General features: G+C 33.2%; 20 protein-coding genes. 17 read left to right on the top strand and 3 right to left on the bottom strand.

The window, feature by feature from the left end; genetic code table 11:
* The first annotated feature begins 74 nt into the window (after window positions 1-74).
* From RR554_RS10095 to RR554_RS10060, 8 genes are all read left to right on the top strand, one after another.
* Window positions 75-380, top strand: coding sequence for a hypothetical protein (locus tag RR554_RS10095; protein WP_332467939.1), 306 nt, complete (start codon window positions 75-77; stop codon window positions 378-380).
* 88 nt (window positions 381-468) lie between these two features.
* Window positions 469-3,291 carry a sigma 54-interacting transcriptional regulator gene (locus RR554_RS10090; RefSeq protein ID WP_332467938.1) on the top strand — a complete coding sequence of 941 codons (2,823 nt, stop codon included), beginning with the start codon at window positions 469-471 and terminating at the stop codon, window positions 3,289-3,291.
* Between the two features lie 246 nt (window positions 3,292-3,537).
* The gene (locus RR554_RS10085) at window positions 3,538-4,029 is read left to right on the top strand and encodes a PTS sugar transporter subunit IIB (RefSeq protein WP_332464101.1); all 492 of its coding nucleotides are present in this window, start codon (window positions 3,538-3,540) and stop codon (window positions 4,027-4,029) included.
* A gap of 34 nt (window positions 4,030-4,063) precedes the next feature.
* Window positions 4,064-5,035, top strand: a complete 972-nt coding sequence (locus tag RR554_RS10080) for a mannose/fructose/sorbose PTS transporter subunit IIA (RefSeq protein WP_332464085.1) — start codon at window positions 4,064-4,066, stop codon at window positions 5,033-5,035.
* A gap of 31 nt (window positions 5,036-5,066) precedes the next feature.
* Entirely contained in the window at window positions 5,067-5,876 is an 810-nt protein-coding gene (locus RR554_RS10075) for a PTS mannose/fructose/sorbose transporter subunit IIC (protein WP_332464086.1), read from the top strand.
* A gap of 20 nt (window positions 5,877-5,896) precedes the next feature.
* Entirely contained in the window at window positions 5,897-6,811 is a 915-nt protein-coding gene (locus RR554_RS10070; RefSeq protein WP_332464087.1) for a PTS system mannose/fructose/sorbose family transporter subunit IID, read from the top strand.
* A 123-nt stretch (window positions 6,812-6,934) separates the two neighbouring features.
* Complete coding sequence (locus RR554_RS10065; protein ID WP_332464088.1) at window positions 6,935-7,318, top strand: DUF956 family protein; 384 nt, start codon at window positions 6,935-6,937, stop codon at window positions 7,316-7,318.
* 228 nt (window positions 7,319-7,546) lie between these two features.
* Window positions 7,547-9,229, top strand: a complete 1,683-nt coding sequence (locus RR554_RS10060) for a peptide ABC transporter substrate-binding protein (RefSeq protein WP_332464089.1) — start codon at window positions 7,547-7,549, stop codon at window positions 9,227-9,229.
* A 126-nt stretch (window positions 9,230-9,355) separates the two neighbouring features.
* On the opposite strand, the gene RR554_RS12135 is transcribed toward RR554_RS10060, so the two are convergent.
* Entirely contained in the window at window positions 9,356-9,583 is a 228-nt protein-coding gene (locus RR554_RS12135) for a DUF3899 domain-containing protein (RefSeq protein WP_443081335.1), read from the bottom strand.
* 204 nt (window positions 9,584-9,787) lie between these two features.
* Here RR554_RS12135 and opp3b point away from each other — a divergent pair, with 204 nt between their 5' ends.
* From opp3b to RR554_RS10035, 5 genes are all read left to right on the top strand, one after another.
* Window positions 9,788-10,732, top strand: coding sequence for an oligopeptide ABC transporter permease (opp3b, locus tag RR554_RS10055; protein WP_332464090.1), 945 nt, complete (start codon window positions 9,788-9,790; stop codon window positions 10,730-10,732).
* Window positions 10,732-11,760, top strand: coding sequence for an oligopeptide ABC transporter permease (opp3C, locus tag RR554_RS10050; RefSeq protein WP_332464091.1), 1,029 nt, complete (start codon window positions 10,732-10,734; stop codon window positions 11,758-11,760). Before opp3b ends, opp3C begins: the two co-directional genes overlap by 1 nt.
* 13 nt (window positions 11,761-11,773) lie before the next feature.
* Complete coding sequence (locus tag RR554_RS10045; RefSeq protein WP_332464092.1) at window positions 11,774-12,811, top strand: ABC transporter ATP-binding protein; 1,038 nt, start codon at window positions 11,774-11,776, stop codon at window positions 12,809-12,811.
* A 15-nt stretch (window positions 12,812-12,826) separates the two neighbouring features.
* Window positions 12,827-13,780 carry an ABC transporter ATP-binding protein gene (locus RR554_RS10040; protein ID WP_332464093.1) on the top strand — a complete coding sequence of 318 codons (954 nt, stop codon included), beginning with the start codon at window positions 12,827-12,829 and terminating at the stop codon, window positions 13,778-13,780.
* Window positions 13,781-14,133: 353 nt separating this feature from the next.
* Entirely contained in the window at window positions 14,134-14,691 is a 558-nt protein-coding gene (locus RR554_RS10035; RefSeq protein WP_332464094.1) for a recombinase family protein, read from the top strand.
* 49 nt (window positions 14,692-14,740) lie between these two features.
* On the opposite strand, the gene RR554_RS10030 is transcribed toward RR554_RS10035, so the two are convergent.
* Both RR554_RS10030 and RR554_RS10025 read right to left on the bottom strand, forming a co-directional pair.
* Window positions 14,741-15,499: an ABC transporter permease gene (locus tag RR554_RS10030; RefSeq protein ID WP_332464095.1), complete on the bottom strand. Its 759-nt coding sequence runs from the start codon at window positions 15,497-15,499 to the stop codon at window positions 14,741-14,743.
* On the bottom strand, window positions 15,492-16,142 hold the full coding sequence (locus RR554_RS10025; protein ID WP_332464096.1) for an ABC transporter ATP-binding protein: 651 nt from the start codon (window positions 16,140-16,142) through the stop codon (window positions 15,492-15,494). The genes RR554_RS10030 and RR554_RS10025 overlap by 8 nt, the downstream gene beginning before the upstream one ends.
* A gap of 296 nt (window positions 16,143-16,438) precedes the next feature.
* Between RR554_RS10025 and udk the strand changes: the two genes are divergently transcribed.
* From udk to RR554_RS10005, 4 genes are all read left to right on the top strand, one after another.
* Window positions 16,439-17,071: a uridine kinase gene (gene udk, locus RR554_RS10020; RefSeq protein ID WP_332464097.1), complete on the top strand. Its 633-nt coding sequence runs from the start codon at window positions 16,439-16,441 to the stop codon at window positions 17,069-17,071.
* A gap of 21 nt (window positions 17,072-17,092) precedes the next feature.
* Window positions 17,093-17,677 carry a peptidylprolyl isomerase gene (locus tag RR554_RS10015; RefSeq protein ID WP_332464098.1) on the top strand — a complete coding sequence of 195 codons (585 nt, stop codon included), beginning with the start codon at window positions 17,093-17,095 and terminating at the stop codon, window positions 17,675-17,677.
* 84 nt (window positions 17,678-17,761) lie between these two features.
* Entirely contained in the window at window positions 17,762-18,130 is a 369-nt protein-coding gene (locus RR554_RS10010) for a CvfD/Ygs/GSP13 family RNA-binding post-transcriptional regulator (protein ID WP_332467937.1), read from the top strand.
* 78 nt (window positions 18,131-18,208) lie between these two features.
* The gene (locus RR554_RS10005) at window positions 18,209-18,580 is read left to right on the top strand and encodes a hypothetical protein (RefSeq protein ID WP_332464100.1); all 372 of its coding nucleotides are present in this window, start codon (window positions 18,209-18,211) and stop codon (window positions 18,578-18,580) included.
* The last annotated feature ends 218 nt before the right edge of the window (window positions 18,581-18,798 follow it).

Genomic DNA, 18,798 nt, shown 5'->3' with positions numbered 1-18,798 from the left:
GGAGGTCAACTTAATAAGTTGAACCTCTTTTTTTCTGTTAAACTAAAGAAAAATTAAAAAGTAGGTAAATTGATATGAAGAGAAAAGAGCATTTGTTAGTTTGTTTGATGGAAGAGTGTGCTGAAGTTCAGCAAGCAGTTGCTAAAGGATTGCGTTTTGGGCTGGATGATACACACCCAAAACAAGCTGATGTGACAAACGAAAAAGAAATAGTGACAGAGTTTTATCAACTTATTTCTGTTATGGAACAACTTGAAATGGAAGGATTCATAACGCCACCAACTGTCAGAGAAGTTCAACAAATAAAAAAACAAAAAATGGAAAAACTAAAGTTTTATATGGATTATTCCAAAAAGGAACGGAATTTAATAGAAGATTAAAGTTTCTAGATAAAATTAGTATGTATTTTTGATACTTTTTGATACACTATGGATACAGTAGTTTTAGTGTATTAGTAGGAGGATACAAATGAAACGAATTGATAGGGTGTATCAATATGTTAAAGAACAAACAGCCCATTTAGACGAAGAGCACCTAAATGAGGTGTCAGGTATTACAACAGCAGAAGTAGCCGACTTTTTTAGGATCCAAAGGAGTAATGCGAGTAAAGATTTAAACAATTTGGTGCGAGAAGGTTTAATAGATAAACTTGATGGCAGACCAGTGCGCTATGTTTGTAAGACGGTTTTTCAACATAAACCACTATCTAAATATGTTGAGAGTTATCGAGAAATTGAGTCACCAGTTATTAAGCCTAAAAAAGCTGAGTTTCTAAATTCAGAAGATATTTTTAAGCGAGTAGTTGGTGCTTATAGCAGCATGAAAAACTCAACAGAACAAGCAAAAGCTGCTATTTTATATCCACCAAAAGGGTTAAACTCCCTGATAATCGGTCCAACAGGTTCAGGTAAAACTTTTTTTGCACATACCATGTTTCAATTTGCGAAACAGAATAAAGTAATTGACGATAAAAAAGAAATGATTGTATTTAATTGTGCGGATTATGCGAGTAATCCAGAACTTTTAATGAGTCATTTGTTTGGTCATGTTAAGGGAGCGTTTACTGGAGCAGATCAAGAAAAAGAAGGTTTGATTAGTTTAGCAAATGATAGCTTTCTATTCTTAGATGAAATTCATCGCTTACCACCAGAAGGACAAGAAATGGTTTTTTATTTCATGGATAATGGTACATTTGCTAAATTAGGAGAAACACAAAAAAATAACCATTCTAGTGTTAGAATTATTTGTGCGACCACAGAAGACCCGTCATCTTCCTTATTAAATACATTTGTCAGACGGATACCAATCACGATCCAGCTTCCCAATTTTAAAGATCGAACGGCTAAAGAAAAGATTGATCTAGTTAAAATTATGATGACAATGGAAGCAAAGCGAATTCAGCGGAAAATAGTGTTAAGTGAAGATGTTGTGAAGGCTTTGATAGGAAGTGTATCTTACGGGAATGTGGGACAATTAAAATCAAATGTTCAGCTTGTGACAGCACAATCCTTTTTAAATCACATGGATCAAGATGAAATTCATATTACAATAGAAGAATTAAATGAAAGTATTAAAGAAGGATTAATCACTTTGGCTCATGATCGACAGGCTATTGCTGATTTAACGCCACTTTTGACACCGCAAATGATTATTTCACCTAATGAACCATTAGATATGTTTGAAGAAGATTCTTATGAATTACCATATAATCTTTATGAAATTATTGGTGATAAAGCTGCGGTTTTAAAAGAAGATGGCTTGACGCAGGATGCGATTAATCACTTTATTTCGACAGATATAAATGTGCATTTAAAATCGTTTTATCGTAATCATGGATTTACTTTTGATACTGAAAACAAATTAACAGAAATTATTGATCAGCGAATTATTAATACAACAAGAAAAATTTATGATTACGCTAAAGAAGCATTAAATTATGATTTTCAAACGAATTTTCTTTATGCTATGGGATTTCATATCAGCTCCTTTTTGAATCGTTTACAAAATAAATCAGAAACATTCTCTCAAGATAATGAGAATATTAAAAATATGGTGGCTCATTATCCAGAAGAGATGGCAGTTGCTACTGTTTTTAAAAAGATGATTGAAGAAGACTACCAGGTGGAAGTACCTGAATCAGAAGTCCATTATCTGACAGTATTACTTGTATCTTTAAAAGAAAATAAGGAAGATGGCAGAATCGGAATTGTAGTCGCAGCCCATGGTAATAGTACTGCTTCAAGTATGGTTCAGGTAGTTACGCAACTTTTGAAAGTTGATAATTTAAGAGCGGTGGATATGCCTTTAGAGATGAAGCCAAAAGAAGCTTTTGAAAAAATTGTTGAAGAAGTTGTTTCAGTAGACGAGGGAAGTGGTGTAATGCTTCTTGTTGATATGGGCTCTTTAGGTACTTTTTCAGAAGAGATAAAAATGGAAACAGGTATCGAAGTCAAGGTAGTGGATATGGTAACAACATCAATTGTCTTAGAAGCTGCCCGAAAATCGAGCTTACTCGATACAAGTTTAGATGACTTATATGATTCCCTCGCTCATTTTCATGGGTACACGATGATAAAATCGACTCAACTGCCAAAGAGGAAAGAGCTGTCTTCTAAAGAAGAAGCGATTATTGCGATATGTGCCTCTGGTAAGGGAACAGCGCAAAGGATGAAAGAACTAATAGATCACTATTTGATTTCTCATTTACAAACTAAAATTAAAGTCTTTCCTATTTCAATAGTTGAATTGAATCAGGAAATTAGTAACATCCAAAATAATTATCAAATTATTGCTTCAACAGGTATTAAAGACCCGAAAATTGGTGTGCCGTTTATTTCGATGGATACACTGTTTTCAGATCAGGGCTCTAGAGTATTAGAAAGCGTATTGACTGATAATTATGAAGAAACGCCAACGAATATTACAATGGAAAATGCTCAATCTATTTGTTATGACTATATTAAAGAAAGTTTTACATTTATTAATCCTGATAAGTTATTGCAACCATTATGGGAATTTTCAAGTGAAATCTGCCACTTAGAGATGCTTCAAGCAGATGCTGTCTTTTATATTAATTTGTGTATGCACACAGCAGGAGCCATTGAACGAGAATTAAGGAACGATTTGTTGACAGCTACAGAAAAAGAGTTAACTAGTATGAAAGAGAGTTTGGTTTATCAGCGAATTTTACCAGCATTTGACATTTTAAATAATACACTTCAAATTTCTTTTTCTGATAGTGAAGTATATTTTATTTACCAAATTATTGAAAATGAGAAAGAGAAAGCATAATAGTGGTTTTTTAATACAGTAACGATACACACTAGCAGGGATTTTAGTGTATTGTTACTGTATTTTTTTAGTGTATCTGTATCTATAGTCTCAATGAAAGCCGCCAGTATAAGATTCAATTAAATTTGCTATACTCTTGAAAATTGGCACGCTAATTGCATTAATATAAATGTATAAGAAGAACACTCTGTTTGATACACTTGTGTCTTTTGATAGTTAATTAAGGTTAGGGGGATGTTTATGGCGATTGATATACGTTTGGTTCGTATTGATGATCGTTTGATTCATGGTCAGGTAGCAACTGCGTGGTCGAAACAAATTGAGATAGATCGTATTCTAGTCATCAGTGATGAAGCAGCAAATAATCAGTTGAGAAAACTTCTGTTAAAACAAGCAGCTCCAAATGGGATTAATGTTAATGTCATTACAGTTGCTAGAATGATTGAAGTTTATGAAAGTGATATTTTGCAATTTGAAAAAATTGCTTTACTGTTTACTTCACCAAGAGATGTTGAATTTCTTGTTCGTTGTGGCATGAAAATTACTTCAATTAATATTGGCGGAATGAGTTTTTCTAATGGTAAGAAAATGCTGACTAACTTTATTTCAGTAGATGATTTGGATATTGAGTCTTTTGTCTATTTGTCTGAACAAGGAATTGAGTTAGAAATTAGAAAAGTTCCTGCAGATCATAAACTAAACTTGATGGACTTATTAAAAAAACAGAACTTCTTGTAACGATAAGAAAAAATATAAAATAGGAGGTAAAGGAATGGTAGGGATTATCCTAGCAAGTCATGGTGAATTTGCATCAGGTATTTTACAATCAGCATCAATGATTTTTGGCGAACAAGAAAACGTTGCAGCTGTTACATTAATGCCTTCAGAAGGACCTGAAGATATTAAAAAGAAAATGCAAGATGCTGTTTCTAACTTTGACAATCAAGATGAAGTGCTGTTCTTAGTTGATTTATGGGGTGGTACACCTTTTAATCAAGCTAATAGTTTGTTTGAAGAACACAAAGAAAAATGGGCAATTGTAGCAGGTATGAATTTACCAATGGTTATTGAAGCTTATGCATCACGCTTTTCTATGGAAAGTGCTCAAGAAATCGCAACTCATATTCTTGGTACTGCTAAAGAAGGTGTCAAAGTAAAACCTGAAGAGCTTGAACCAGAAGAAGCAGTAAGTGAGGTTTCTAATCAAGGAGCGAACGCAGGTAGACCAGGTAAGTTGGAATATGTTTTGGCTCGTGTTGATTCAAGATTATTACATGGTCAAGTAGCAACAGCTTGGACTAAAACAACTGGTCCTACTCGTATTATTGTTGTTTCAGACGCTGTAGCAAAAGATGAGTTACGTAAAAAATTAATTCAACAAGCTGCACCACCTGGAGTGAAAGCTCATGTGGTACCAATCGAAAAAATGATTGAATTGTCGAAAGATGATCAACATTTTGGTGGTCAAAAAGCATTACTATTATTCGAAACACCACAAGATGTGTTAAGAGCTGTTGAAGGTGGCGTTCCTTTAGAAACTGTAAATGTTGGGTCAATGGCGCATTCACCAGGTAAGGTACAACCAAACAAAGTGTTAGCATTTAATCAAGCTGATATTGATACATTCAATCAATTGAAAACTGCTGGTATTAAATTTGATGTACGTAAAGTTCCAAATGATTCTAAAGGTAATATGGAAGAAATTATTAAAAAAGCACAAGAAGAAATTAATAAACGTAACTAGTAATTATTAGAAAAATGGAGGATAAATTATCATGGAATTAAATGCTATTCAAATGATTTTAGTCATAATTGTAGCGTTTTTAGCTGGTATGGAAGGTATTTTAGATGAATTTCATTTCCATCAACCCGTTATTGCGTGTACACTAATTGGCTTAGTGACAGGAAACTTAGTACCTTGTTTAATTTTAGGTGGTTCATTACAAATGATCGCTCTTGGATGGGCAAACATTGGTGCCGCTGTGGCTCCCGATGCTGCGTTAGCATCAGTAGCTTCTGCAATTATTTTAGTTTTAGGTGGACAAGGTAAAGAAGGTATCAGCTCAGCGATTGCATTAGCTGTACCACTTGCTGTTGCAGGTCTTTTATTAACAATTATTTGTCGTACTATTGCGACAGCGTTCGTTCATTTTATGGATGCTGCTGCAAAAGAAGGAAATTTCAAAAAAATTGAATTTTGGCATATTGCTGCAATCTGTTTACAAGGTATCCGTATTGCAATTCCAGCTGCTTTAATTTTAGCTGTTGGAGCAGGACCTGTGAAAGGTTTACTTGATTCAATGCCAGTATGGTTAACAGAAGGTTTAGCTATTGGTGGTGGTATGGTAGTAGCTGTTGGTTATGCAATGGTTATTAACATGATGGCTACTAAAGAAGTATGGCCATTCTTTGCAATTGGTTTTGTGTTAGCAACTGTTTCTGAAATTACTCTTATGGGACTTGGTGGTATTGGCGTTGCTTTAGCTCTTATCTATTTAGCGTTATCTAAACAAGGTGGCGGCTCAGGTAATGGTGGTAACTCAAATACTGGTGATCCTGTTGGCGATATTATAGATAACTATTAAGAAAGGGGCGAACTTGAAAAATGACAGAACAAAGAATAGAATTATCAAAAAAAGATAGAATTTCCGTTTGGTGGCGCTCGACTTTCCTACAAGGTTCATGGAACTACGAACGTATGCAAAATGGTGGTTGGGCTTATACAATGATTCCAGCTATTAAAAAATTATATACAACTCAAGAAGATCGATCAGCAGCATTGACTCGTCACTTAGAGTTCTTTAATACACATCCTTACGTTGCTTCTCCAATTATTGGAGTAACATTAGCATTAGAAGAGGAACGTGCTAATGGCGCGCCTGTTGATGATGTAGCAATTCAAGGGGTTAAAGTTGGTATGATGGGACCTTTAGCAGGTATTGGAGATCCTGTTTTCTGGTTTACAGTTAAACCTATTTTAGGTGCGTTAGCAGCTTCTCTTGCAATGGCAGGAAATATTTTAGGACCAATTATTTATTTTGTGGCATGGAACTTAATCCGTATGTCATTTATGTGGTATACACAAGAATTTGGTTATAAAGCAGGTTCTAAAATTACTGATGACTTATCAGGTGGTTTGCTTCAAGATATTACCAAAGGGGCTTCGATTTTAGGGATGTTTATCCTAGGTTCCTTGGTAAATAGGTGGGTGTCTATCAGTTTTGCACCCGTAGTTTCTTCTGTAAAATTGGATAAAGGTGCCTTTATTGACTGGGGTAATTTGCCAGCAGGTGCTGAAGGAATAAAACAAGCATTAGAACAACAAGGACAAGGACTATCACTTAGTGAAATGAAAGTAACAACATTACAAAATAACTTAGATAGTTTAATTCCAGGTTTAGCTGGTTTATGTTTAACATTATTATGTATGTGGTTATTGAAGAAAAAAGTATCTCCAATCGTTATGATCTTAGGTCTATTCGTTGTCGGTATTATTTTCCACGCAATTGGCTTAATGTAATTATTAAAAACTGTCTGAGTTCATTTGAGCTCAGACTTTTTTTAAAGGAAATATTTAATAAGTAAAAAAGACTATGGTACAATAATTGTATTAAATATTGCTTATTTAGAATGGAGTGGAGAAATGGTCGAATCAATTAATACAAAAGTAGATTTAGTGGAAAATGCCACTTCATTTTTAGGTCTTACTGATTACGGTAAAATAATGATTGGCGATAAAGGTTTTGAATTTTTTAATGACCGAGACGCAAAAAAATTTATTCAAATTCCGTGGGAAGAAGTAGATTATGTTTTAACTTCTGTGATGTTCAAAGGAAAGTGGATTCCAAGATTTGCCATTCAAACAAAGAAAAATGGCACATTTACCTTTTCAGCAAAAGATGCTAAAAAAGTGTTACGTGGCATAAGAGTTTATGTTGATCCAAATAAAATTGTAAAATCTTTAAGTTTTTTTGAGGTCTTGAAGCGATCCGTTAAAAATATTTTTTCAAAAAAAGATAAACAATAAGATGATTCTTTCAAAATGAGAGAATCATCTTTTTTTATTATAAAAAAATGAGAGTTATCTTTCGAATGTGGAAAATCTAAAATTTGTTTTAAAAGTTTATTGGTTGAATTATCAACGTTTTCAAAAAGTTACAGAAACAAATTGTTGCAATGTGATTAGAGTTAATGTATTATTATTAGCATATTCTAATTAAGTTTTAATAATAAATAATATTCAGGGGGAAATTTTATGAAGACAAAGAAAATAATGTATATTGGTTTACTATCAACAGTTGTCCTCTCATTAGCTGCATGTGGAGGAAGTAAGGAAAAAGATGCTTCATCAAAATCTGGTGAAAAATCTGATGGAAAAGAAGTATTGGCTGAAAAACAAGAGTTTGCTGTTAACGTTCAGCAAGAAATGCCATCAGCAGATTTATCTCTTAACACGGATGTTATTGGTTCAGTTGCTTTGAATAATGTGTATGAAGGTATTTATCGATTAGATGAAAATCAAAAACCTCAACCTGCTGGAGCAACAGAGAAAGCAGAAATCAGTGAAGATGGATTAGTTTATAAGATCAAACTACGTGAAGATGCGAAGTGGTCTGATGGTAAGCCTGTAACTGCAAAAGATTACGTTTATGGTTGGCAACGAACAGTTGATCCAAAGACACAATCTGAATATGCTTCATTACATGAATCAGTCAAAAATGCAGCAGATATTACAGCAGGTAAAAAAGATAAAAGTGAACTTGGAATTAAAGCCGTTAGTGATTATGAATTAGAGGTTACTTTAGAAAAAGCAACACCTTATTTTGATTACTTACTAGCATTTACAACATATATGCCACAACGTGAAGATATCGTTGAAAAATATGGCAAAGAGTACACTACAACAAGTGAAAAAGCTGTTTATAATGGACCATTTAAGTTAGCTGACTTTGATGGACCTGGAACTGATACTGAGTGGGCGTATGTAAAAAATGATCAATATTGGGATAAAGAAACAGTGAAACTTGATAAAATTAACGTTAGTGTTGTTAAAGAAGCTTCAACTAGTTTGAATTTATTTGACAGTGGTAAAGCAGAGGATATTATTTTAGCTGGTGAATTAGCACAGCAAAAGGCTGATGATCCTCAATTCGTTAGTGAAATGAAAGCTTCTTCTCGTTACATCGAATTGAATCAACGAGATGAGAAATCAGAATTTAGAAATGAAGATTTAAGAAAAGCAATTTCTTACGCAATTGATAGAGATGCATTGGCAACTCAAATTTTAGCTGATGGTTCCGTTGCTTCTACTGGTTTAGTGCCTAAAGATGTTGCGCAAAGTCCAAAAGATAAAAAAGATTTTACTAAAGAAGCTGGCAGTCAACTAGAATATGATAGCAAAAAAGCTAAAGAACATTGGAAAAAAGCTAAGAAAGATTTAGGTAAAGATAAAATTGAAGTGGATTTACTAGCGTCAGATAATGATTCTACTAAAAAAGTTATTGAATTCTTAAAAGGGTCTCTTGAAGAAGAGTTGCCAGGATTGAAAGTTAACTTAAGCCCGGTACCGTTTAGTGTTCGTTTAGACCGTTCTAACAAGGGTGACTTTAGTATGGTTTATGGTGGTTGGATTGCTGATTATCCAGACCCAAGTAGTTTCTTAGATTTATTTGGATCAGAAAATCCATACAATAGAGGACATTACTCAAATAAAGATTATGACAAACTTCTAGAAGATGCAGCAACAGCGCATGTAAATGACCCAGAAAAACGTTGGGATGACATGATTAATGCTGAAAAATTAATTGTTAAAGATGTTGGTGTTGTACCAGTTATTCAGGAAGCAGAAGCACATTTACGTTCAGATAAAGTGAAGGGTGTTGTATCACATCCAGCAGGTGCCATGTTTGATTATAAATGGGCATATAAAGTTGAGTAACTTGTTAATTTAAATAGCCATTTATATCACATTTAGAGGCTTATCAAAAATAGGGACAGGATAGCAGTTATCTTTAAAAGGAAAACAAAAAATCCTATAACTTCTGTTATAGGATTTTTTTAATACTTACGATAAAAGAGCTGAAAAAATACTTATCAATAAAAAGATTCCACCAACAAAAAACCAATAAATAGGTTTTTTCTTAAAAATATTTGAAAGTGGAACATATTCTTTTGGTTCATCATTTCTTCTTAAATGGAAGAGGTGCTTCATATTTTTTTGAAACAAATCGAAAAATCCAGAAGATAGAACTAAGATGAAGCCGCCTATGATAAGAAAAAATAATGCTAGCATGAAAAAATTATCAGAAAGCTTGTTTAAGGTCACTTCTTTATTAATTAAAAAAGTTAGAAGTGGAATTAAAAAAGAGAATGATAACACACTTATAGTGATTTTTTTCTTAATGGTCATATTTAAATACCTTGCCTATTCAATTGATAAACTAACTCTAATTCATTTATTAATCGATGTCAAAATTTTTAAAAGGGGGAAAAATAAATGAAGAACTTTGCTAAATATTTTCTGAAACGTGTCTTGTTTATGCTTATTACTTTATGGTTAATATCAACCATTACTTTTTTCTTAATGAAATTATTACCTGGTTCACCTTATGCCAATCAAGAAAAGCTTTCACCTGAGCAGATTGAAATGTTAAATGAGCAAGCAGGTTTAGATAAACCAGTTGTTCAACAATATGGTATTTATATGGGTAACTTAGTTAAAGGTGATTTTGGAACATCTTTCCAGTTTAAGAATCAACCTGTTTCCAAGTTATTGAAAGAAAGAATTGGACCATCTGTTCAACTAGGTGTTCAAGCGATTATATTTGGAACAATCATAGGAATTATTTTAGGGGCAATTGCTGCGATGAAGCAAAATACATGGGTGGATACAGTCGCCACACTTGTCGCCATATTAGGTAGGTCGATACCAAACTTTGTGTTTGCTGTATTACTTCAATATGTATTTGCTATTAAATTAGGTATTTTACCAATAGCTAAATGGGATCAAGGATTTGCTTCAACTATTTTACCAACTTTAGCACTTGCTATGTCACCCTTGGCTGATTCTGCCCGTTTTATTCGTACTGAAATGGTGGAAGTGCTAAGTAGTGATTATATTGAATTAGCTAGAGCAAAAGGTTTGAGTAGAATGCAAGTTGTTTTTAGGCACGGTTTAAGAAATAGTTTAATCCCTTTAATTACATTATTAGGGCCTTTAGCCGTAGCATTAATGACAGGTTCTCTAGTAGTTGAGAATATATTTGCAATTCCTGGTATTGGTGAGCAGTTTGTTAAGTCAATTATGACAAATGATTATCCAACTATTATGGCTGTAACAATCATGTTCTCAGCAATGCTAGTAGTGGTTATTTTAGTAGTTGATCTACTATATGGAATTGTAGACCCAAGAATCAGAGTATCAGGAGGTGGCAAAGAATAATGGAAAAATTAAATATTAATCAAATTCCAGAAGAAAAATTTCAACGAATTTCTATTGAAGATAATCTAGATCGTGAAAAAATTAGTGCCCCTTCTCTTAATTTTATTCAAGATTCTTGGCGACGATTAAAGAAGAATAAAGGAGCAGTTATCTCATTAGTTTTATTAGCGATGATTTCACTTCTTGCGTTTGGTTCGATTTGGGTATCTCCTCATGATCCAACAAAACAGAATACAAAACATATAAACTTGCCACCAAAAATTCCAGGAATTAATATCGATGGATTTAATGGAACTGCAGTTGTTGGTGGGAAACGTGTAGATAAATATGAACAAGCAAAAGTTCCAGAGGATGTTCATTATTATTTAGGGACTGATGGTTTAGGCCGTGATGAGTTGTCTCGTTTATTAATGGGAACTAGAATGTCGTTAATTATTGCATTTGTTGCAGCCTTTTTAGATCTAACCTTTGGTGTTATCTACGGAATGATTTCTGGTATGAAGGGCGGAAAAACCGATAATGTGATGCAGCGGATACTAGAAATTCTTTCTGGTGTCCCAAATCTAGTGGTGATGATTTTGATGTTAACGGTATTTAAACCAGGTATGATGTCAATTATTTTAGCGATGATTGTTACAGGATGGATTACAATGGCTCGGATTGTTCGGGCACAAACGTTAAAAATAAAAGATCAAGAATATGTATTAGCGGCAACTACATTGGGAGAATCGCAAACAAAAATTGCAATGAAACACGTGTTACCGAATATTTCAGGTGTTATCATTGTGCAAATGATGTTTAGTATTCCATCTGCAATTTTCTTTGAAGCGTTCTTAAGTTTTATTGGGCTAGGTTTAACACCGCCAACAGCTTCATTAGGAACCTTATTAAATGAAGGGTATAAAACATTTCGATTTTTACCTCATTTAATGTGGGCACCTGCAATTACCTTGTCAGTTATCATGATTTGTTTTAATTTGTTAGCTGATGGATTACGAGATGCATTTGATCCAAAAATGAATGATTAGGATGGTGATGAAAATGGAGAAAGTATTAGAAGTAAAGGACTTAAATATCTCATTTGATACTTTTGCTGGGAAAGTTCACGCCATTCGTGGTGTTAACTTTGATTTAAATAAAGGTGAAACTTTAGCAATTGTAGGAGAATCAGGTTCAGGAAAATCAGTGACGACAAGAACGATTATGCGATTATTAGCCAATAATGCCAATATAGATGAAGGTCAAATTTTATTTAAAGGAGAAGACTTGGTTCATAAATCTGAAAAACAAATGCAATCAATTAGAGGGAAAGATATTGCGATGATTTTTCAAGATCCAATGACTTCTTTAGATCCAACAATGAATATCGGTAATCAAGTAGCTGAATCATTACGGAAACATCGTAAAATTTCAAAAAAAGAAGCATTGGAAAGAGCGTTGGATCTTTTAAATTTAGTAGGTATTCCAAATGCAGAGAAACGACTAAAAAATTATCCCCATCAATTTTCTGGTGGGCAACGTCAGAGAATCGTTATTGCCATTGCTCTTATCTGTTATCCAGAAGTATTGATCGCAGATGAGCCGACAACGGCACTTGATGTAACAATTCAGGCCCAAATTATTGATTTGATGAAAGATATTCAAAAGAAAATTCAAACATCTATTATTTTCATTACTCATGATCTTGGTGTGGTAGCAAACGTTGCAGATAGAGTAGCAGTTATGTATGGTGGTAGAATTATTGAAATTGGTACATCGGATGAAATTTTTTATAATCCGCAGCATCCATATACTTGGGGGCTTCTTAGTTCAATGCCTACTCTTGATACGAGTGAAGAAAAACTTTACGCTATACCAGGATCGCCACCAGATTTACTTGATCCACCTAAAGGGGATGCTTTCCATCCTCGTAATGAGTATGCAATGCAAATAGATACAGAAGAAGTGCCACCATTTTTTGAAGTGTCACCAACTCATAAAGCGGCAACTTGGTTATTAGCGCCTAATGCACCAAAAGTTGTTCCGCCAGCTGAGATTGTCAGACGACGTGAAAAATATAAAGAGCGTTTTGGTGCGTAGAGAGGGGGGAAAACAATGGAAGTTGTTGAAGATAAGAAAATATTATTAGAAGTGAAAAATTTGAAGCAACATTTTAATATTGGTAGAGAAGATGAAGTAAAAGCTGTTGATGATATTAGTTTTTCTATTTTTGAAGGTGAAACCTTTGGCTTGGTAGGAGAATCTGGCTGTGGCAAATCAACTACTGGACGAAGTATTATTCGTTTATATCACCCGACGAGTGGTGAAATTCAATTTGATGGTGAAGATGTAACGAAAATAAAAGGCCGTAAAAATATGAATCAGTTTAGACGTGATGTTCAGATGATATATCAAGATCCTTATGCTTCTTTAAATCCGAGGATGAAAGTTAAAGATATTATTGCTGAGGGGATTGATGTTCATGGTTTAGCAAAGAATGATGAGGATAGAACTAACCGAGTTAATGATCTCCTTAAAACGGTGGGACTTGATCCAAGTCATGGAACACGTTATCCTCATGAGTTTTCTGGAGGACAACGTCAAAGGATCGGTATTGCTAGAGCGTTAGCAGTTGAACCAAAATTTATTATTTGTGACGAACCGATTTCTGCTCTTGATGTATCTATTCAGGCGCAAGTAGTTAACTTGCTTCAGGAATTACAGGAAAAAGAAAAACTAACTTATTTGTTTATTGCCCATGATTTGTCTATGGTGAAATATATTAGTGATCGAATTGGTGTTATGTATTTTGGTAAATTGGTAGAAGTAGGTTCGGCAGAAGAAATCTATAATCATGGATTACATCCATATACGGAAAGTTTACTTTCTGCCATTCCATTACCAGATCCTGATTATGAACGTGCTAGAACACGAATTACTTATACGCCTGAAAAGGGTGATGACAAGGAACGTTCCCTAAGAGAAATAGCATCAGAACATTTTGTTTATTGTAGTGAAGATGAAGTTGAATTTTACCGCAATAAACTATCAACTAAGAAAGAACAGTAAATAATTCCCCCATTTACTGTTTCTTATAAAAAAAGAAAGAAGCTAACGCGTAAATTTGTTAGTTTCTTTTTTTATATAGTTAAATGATTATAATAATAGAATGATTTTCAATTGTGAAAAAATCTCAATCTAATTATGTAGAAGGCTAATGGCTTAGAATTTAAACGCTTTTATGGTAAGATTAATGTATCAAATATTCATAAATAGTTCTTTTTTTGCCAAATATTTCGTAACGTTGAGAAAAGTTTGATAAGGCAGGTTTTTTAAAAAAGAGATATAGTGTGAACATAATAAACATTCATGTTGTATCAGATGATAGATACTACTTAGACAATATATAGGGGGAAAATATAATGAAAGCAATTGGCTATGTCTATGCTTCAAGCGAGGAAACATATGTTAAAGAACAAATTGAGGGATTAAAAACATTTAATATTGAAACAGTTTCTGTTGAAAAGGAAAATTTAACTGGGGTAAGTCAAAATGATACTGTTTTAACAGAAATTGTAGATACATTAGAGCCTGGTGATGAATTAGTTATTTATGAATTACGTTGTTTAGGCAAATCAATCATTCAATTGGCTGAATTTTTAAGTGAATTAAAAGAGAAAAAAGTTCAGTTGGTTGTTGTAAAAAAAGGGGCAGCCTATAGTGATATTAAAGATGGCCCTTATGTTGAGATGGTTCTAAAAATTGCTGAAATGGAAAAAATGATTATTCGAGAACGAACAACAAAAGGTTTACAAGAGGCAAGACGTAAAGGTCGTGTTGGTGGTCGTCCGAAAATATCAGAAGAAACAATTGAGCAAATTAGACATTTGTATAACAACAATCGTTATACATTACGTCAAATCGCTGAGGAATGTAACATTTCATTAGGTACAGCTTATAAGTACGTACAAGAAAGATAATTAAGAATTAAAAAGACTAGAAATGAGGATAGACTCATTTCTAGTCTTTTTAGTTAAGTTGATCAAATTTGTTAAAGTATTTGCTGTAACTTAAATATGTTGAAATCATTGTGGCAAAGCCTGTCGTAGCGATTAACATAAACATAACGACAATTTGATATCGTATAGCAGTAGTAGGGTCAATTCCAGCAAACATTAAACCACTCATCATACCAGGTAAACTGACCAAACCAACAGTTTTTGTACTGTCGATACTTGGTGACATAGCTGTTTTAATACTTTCTCTAATAATCGGAAGAGTGGCTTGTTTTCTTGTTGCTCCAAGAGTTAACTTTTCTTGAATTTGCTGTCTTTGATCTGTAAATTTAGACTGCATGGTTCTAAAACCGACACCAATAGCAGTCATAGCGTTACTAGCAATCATTCCAGTAATCGGTACAATTTGAGAAGGTGTCCATTCAAGTGTCCCTGATAAAAATAAAACTGAAAGTGAGATTGTCGTTCCAATGCCAATGGCACAAAGAGCAATGAGAAAACTATTTTCTAAATGACTAGCTCGTTTACCAGCGTTATATGCCGCGTTGAAAATAATAAAAAGAACCATTGCAGTCGTTACTAGCCAGTTATCTAATTTAAAAATAGCGCTCAATACATAACCAATAATAAAAAGTTGGATAACTGCGCGAATTGCCGCGATAAATATATCTTTTCCTAAGCCTAATTTTTCTTTGTAATCAATTGCTAAAGCGATAAACACAAGTGAGCTGGCGAAAAAAAGTGAAGTGTTTGAAATATTTAAGCTATTCATTTATCAGTTCTCCTTTATCGATGAATAATCTATTGTTAGATGATAGATATTCATTTTGGTCGTGTGTAATCCATAGAATGGTTATACCGTTTTCTTTATTTAATTTCTTAATTATTTGATGGATAATTTGGCTGTTATCTTGGTCAAGTGCACTAGTCACTTCGTCAAGCAACAGAATGCGAGGCTCGAAAAGAAGGTTTCTAACAAAGGCAATTCGTTGTTTTTCTCCACCAGATAGTGAGTCAATTGTTTTTTCGAGATAATCTTTTGATAGTTTGACGTCTTCTAATAAAGAAGTTGCCCGTGTATCATCAAACGGTAATTGTCTTATGGTGTATGGAAATGAGAGGTTATCTTTTACTGTTTGGTCAAATAAAACAGGGCTTTGAAAAAAATATGAGACTTCCTGACGATATAAAGTAGGTGTGTAGTCTTCTATTTTCTTTCCATCAAAAATGATATCCCCTGTTGTTTTTTCTAACATATTGGCTACTAATTTTAATAAAGTGCTCTTACCACTTCCGGAAGGACCACTAATAGTAAATAAGTCACCTGAATTTACAATGAATGAAATATTTTTTAGAATCTCTTTTTGTTCAACGTTAAAGCATAAATTTTTTATATTTAAAATTTCTTGAGTCATGAAACTCCTCCTTTTTAATCCATTTGAATTTTATCATGTATTATTATTTAACTTAAAGAAAATCTCTTAGATGATAGTGATAGTCATACTCAAATCAATTATTTTGTATTTATGTTATGACAATGAAAATAGACTAGCTTATAATTATATAAAATAAGTAGTTTTTCTGGGAAAATAGCCATTCTATCTAAAAAAGTGGTCAAAATTAATATTTTCCTATCTAAAATCTTGAAAGTATGCTCTGTATAGAGTAGGATATCAAAGAAGGAATAAAAAGAATTAAGTGAGGGATACGCATGGAAACAAAAAATGAGCGCCCCATTGTAATTGGTGTGACTGGTGGTTCTGGAAGTGGTAAAACAAGTGTTAGTCGTGCAATTTTAACGGCGTTGCCAAATCATTCGATTTTACTATTTGAGCAAGATTCCTACTATAAAGATCAAAGTCATTTATCATTTAAGGAAAGATTAAATACCAATTATGATCATCCGTTAGCTTTTGATACTGAGTTATTAATCGAGCATCTGAAAAATTTAATGTCCTATCAATCAATTGAAAAACCTATTTATGACTATGAGGCCCACACAAGAAGCTCTAAGGTTGTTCACCAAGAACCAAAAGAGGTCATTATTCTTGAGGGAATCCTTATATTAGAAGATGAAAGATTGAGAGATTTAATGGATATTAAAGTTTATGTAGACACAGAAGATGATATCCGAATTATTCGACGTATTAAGAGAGATATGGAAGATCGCGGCCGATCATTAGATTCAGTGATTGAGCAATACTTGGGTGTTGTAAAACCGATGCATCATCAATTTATTGAACCAACCAAAAAATATGCAGACATTATTGTGCCAGAAGGTGGAGAAAATCAAGTAGCAATCGACCTTCTAACAACGAAAGTAAGAAGTATTTTAGAAAACTAATAAATATTGGAGGAATGTATCATGAGTCAATTTCCACAGCTAGATTTAGAAAATAGTAAGGTAACAGCAACGATCAAAACAAATAGAGGTAATATCAAAGTAGCTTTATTTCCTGAACAAGCACCAAAAACTGTAAAAAACTTCATCGAGTTAAGTAAAAAAGGTTACTACGATGGCATTATCTTCCATAGAATTATTCCAGATTTCATGATTCAAGGTGGAGACCCAACTGGAACAGGTATGGGTGGCGAAAGTATTTATGGCGAAAAATTTGAGGATGAATTTTCAAAAGAGCTTTTTAACTTAAGAGGTGCTCTTTCAATGGCCAATGCTGGACCTAATACAAATGGTAGCCAATTCTTTATCGTTCAAAATCAAAATGTACCTTCTAATATGCTAGAACAACTTGAAGGAGCAGGATTCCCTTCAGAAATTATTGAAGCCTATGGAAATGGTGGAACTCCTTGGTTAGATTTTAGACACACAGTATTTGGACATGTAATAGAAGGAATGGATGTTGTTGATGAAATGTCTTCTGTTCAAAGAGATGGTCAAGATCGCCCGTTGTATGATATTACAATTGATGGTGTAGAAATAACTGAATAAGATAATAGATTGGGAGTAAGTTACTACTCTCAATCTTTTTTATGTTAAAATGTGAATGAGATGAATAGATTGGAGTTGATGGTAGTGGAATATAAAATAGGAATGATTTTGACTGGAACAATAACAGGGATTCAGCCGTATGGGGCATTTGTGTCGTTAGATAATGAACATCAGGGATTAATTCATGTATCAGAAGTAAAACATGGATTCATAAAAAATATTTCAGATGAACTAGAAATAGGACAAAATGTTACTGTAAAGATAATTGATATTGATGAGTATACTAAAAAAATAAGTCTATCTCTAAGAGTGTTACAAGAAACGCCACCAGCTATGTATAGAAAGAAAAAATACTTTACAAATAAAAATAAAAAAATTGGCTTTGCAAGTATAGAAGAACGGTTGGATCAATGGACGCAAGAAGCTCTAAAAGAAACCTTGGAAAATAACTGATTTATTTCTGAAAATATGTTATACTCTAGTTTGTTGAGTAAATCTAGAATTAAATCAATCAAACCTAAGAGGTGGAATATGTTTGAACAAGCAAAAGTAGCTGGAACAGTTATTCTTAATCAAGAGGACGGACATAAAAAGTTCCTTGTTAAGAAAGAACACAATCATGTTGAGTTTGTTATGACAGAAATTGACACGGAATATACAAGTTTAGCGTGTATTTTAAATGAGTTCAAAGACGAGGTTCATTTAAATACAAATGATATGGATTTGGTAGAATTGACCAACGTTAATATTGGCAGTCTCAAAGTTCCACTTTTTGTATTTAGTTTAGATGAAGAGAAAAACAATTTGAAGTTTAATGATGGAATTTTTACATGGGAAGAACCAGCAACCTTAAGAGAAGTGTTGCAAAATTTCCAAATTAGTGGCGTTCCATATTTAAGTTAAAAAAATACTGAGTTTTTGTTGACTTAGTATTTTTTATTTGTTATTATATAAAAGTTGATTGAAATTGATTTGTAACAAACGTTACGAAAAATAAATTTTAAAAATGTTGTTGACATACTTTTAATTACATGATATTATATAAAAGTTGTTACGGCAACGCAGATTAGATCTTTGAAAACTGAACAAAGTAAGACAAACCAAATGTGTAGGGCGTTTTT

Source organism: Vagococcus sp., from assembly GCF_036639995.1.
Taxonomy (GTDB): Bacteria; Bacillota; Bacilli; order Lactobacillales; family Vagococcaceae; genus Vagococcus.
This window is presented reverse-complemented; position numbering and strand designations above follow the sequence as displayed.